At 62.1% G+C, this 2,597-nt stretch carries 1 protein-coding gene; it reads right to left on the reverse strand.

Annotation, left to right across the window (positions count from 1 at the left end):
- Positions 1-2,597, reverse strand: a 2,597-nt coding sequence (locus A5906_RS31825; protein ID WP_245327019.1) for an AMP-binding protein, incomplete at its 3' end; no start/stop codon positions are given.

The raw sequence follows: 2,597 nt of genomic DNA on the forward strand, positions 1-2,597 counted from the left end.
CCGATGGTCAGGCACCCACCGTGTCCCCCAGGCACCTGGATGACCTCGAGTTGCGAACTGAGAGCTCGCCATGCGCGACCGTCGTGGTCTGCTGCGTAGAACGTCACAGGAACCTCGAGCGGTGCCGGAAGATATTGCGCCATTGCGAGCGAATAAGGCTCCCATAACGCGCGCGGAATCGTATCATAGGGATTGAAGACTGCATCATGCAGCTTCTTGGGATTGGTTAGAGCGGTATACAGCTGGCTAACCCGCTTGCTCGTCGACCCGTAGAAGAACTGCTCGAGCCTGACCATCAGCTGATAGGTCCAGCGCAGACTGTAAGGCGAGACTAGTCGCTTCATCGGTCTGAGGATCGCTTGCGCCGCCGCACGGGCACTAACGGTCGGCGGGTCAACCATGACGACCCTACCAACCCTGTGGCCGGCTGCCATCAGCAGGCGAGCTGCTTCGAATGCCACAATGGCGCCGTTGCAGAAGCCCCCCAGCACGAAAGGTCCGCTCGCCTGTCTATCCAAGATAAGCGGCAGGCGATCGGCGGCCATCTTCTCGATCGACGGCGGAATCGCCTCCCCGTGAAGACCATGGGGATCAATGGAATTGATGGGGTAGTCGGGCCCGAGAAGCTCCACCATTCGCCGCATGCTCGAATGTCCGCTGACGAGGTCTCCATTGAAGAAGTAGAGTGCAGGCCGATCGCCACTGGCATTGAATTGCAGAAAAGGGGTTGGCTGCGTGCCCGGCTCGATGGCGATTTTCGGAGCTAATTGCCGGATCGTCTCTGTCCCGAACATGATCGTATCCGGCAGGGCACGGCCGATGCGCCGTTCGACTTCAAGGAGCATTTCCATCGCGAGAAGGGAATCGCCCCCGCTGGCAAAAAAATCGTCGTCGATCGTTAAGGCGTCGGCCTTGAGCAGCTTCCGCCACAGGGTCAGCAATTCCGCTTCCAGATCCGATGGTCCCCTGTTCAGATCAGGCTCGGTCACTGCCTCCTGATGGTCGGCCGCCCTATCGATCAACTCGCGCAGCCGTCGCCGCTGAACTTTTCCCGTCGGTCCCTTTGGCAGTTGGTCGAGGATCAAAACGCGATGTGGAATCTTGAACGAGGCAAGCTCACCTTGCAGGAACTGGCGGATCTCTGCAGTTGTCGTTTGCGTATGGGGATGAGAAACGATCGCGGCTGCAACGTCTTCGCCAAGGCGTGAATGGCGGACTGCGAAGGCAGCGGCCTCGGCTACGGCCCGATGGCGCAGCAACGCCGATTCGACCTCGGCAGGGGCAATCTTCTCGCCGCCGCGATTGATCAGCTCTCCCAGGCGGCCATGCAAAGAAAGAAAGCCGTCTTCGTCGAGGCTGCCGATGTCGCCCGTGCGAAACCAGCCCCCGACGAAAGCGGCTTGATTGAGCTCCGGCGCATCGAGATAGCCGGAGAACACCGTCGGTCCACGAATCCAGATCTCGCCGCGCTCGCCCGCCGTCAGGAAGCGTCCATCCTCACCAGCGATGGCCAGAGTCCCGGGCGGAGGTTGGCCGCAGGTCCCCGGCCTATTCGGGCCGGGCGGCGGCAGATTGGCAGCGATTTGCGCGGCTTCGCTGGAGCCGTAGTGCTCTAGCACAGGCACGCCTAAAACGCGCTGCAGGCCGTCCCGTACGTCGGGCAGCAGCGGCGCGCCGCCCGATACGATAAACCGCAACGTATGCGCCACGCGCACGTCTGCGAGCGAGCTCACCTTGTCCAGCATTGCAGCATGAAGCGCGGGACCTGCCGAGTACCAGGTCGGGCTGAGACAATCGAGCCACTCATCCAGCGCGACGATGGCATTGTTTGCCGGGACAGCAATGCTGCCGCCGGTGAGCAGCGGTGTGAACACCGTTACCTTGAGCCCATGAGAATAAAATGGGGGCGAGACGCTCAAGCAGCGATCTTGATGCGTGAGGCCGAACCAGGCCTGAAGACGCGCGGACGCGGCCAGCATGTTGCTGTGGCTGAACGGAATGAGCTTTGGCTGCGCGGTCGTGCCGGAGGTCTGCAGAATGAAGGCCGGCGAGTGTGGAGCAGGTTCAGCGTCGATAGCAGCGCGGTCGGCGGCCCGGACCGGGACATCAAGTCCGAGCTGGCCGCCATATGCGGGAACGGCTTCGATGATGGCGATCCCACGCCGCTCGGCCGCTTGCCGCGCTTCTGTGTCACTGCCTTGCGGCACGAGAAGAGCGTTCAGGTGCAGCATGCCGAAACGCAGATCGACCTCTACCGGAGACAGCCGCGGATCAAGAGGAACCGCAATGCTGCAGCAAGCCACAGCCACGATGGCGAGAACCGCCTCCGGACCGAACGGCATGAGCACCCCGATCCGAGCGCTGCAATCGAACCCACCCACACGCAACTGCCCGCGGATGTCGTCCAACCGGCGCTGGAGATCGCCGTAAGTCAGCGGGGCAAACCCGGTGGAGACGATCGCAGCCCGTTGTGGGAACCGGCTGGCAGTCCGACCAATGACTTGACCCAGCGTGCATTGCGCGTCGGGCTCTGTGCCGTCGAGGACGAACGTGATTTCCTCGGACGACTTCGCGATCTCTCGGAGCAAATTCGTCAC

Source organism: Bradyrhizobium sacchari (genome assembly GCF_002068095.1).
GTDB lineage: Bacteria > Pseudomonadota > Alphaproteobacteria > Rhizobiales > Xanthobacteraceae > Bradyrhizobium > Bradyrhizobium sacchari.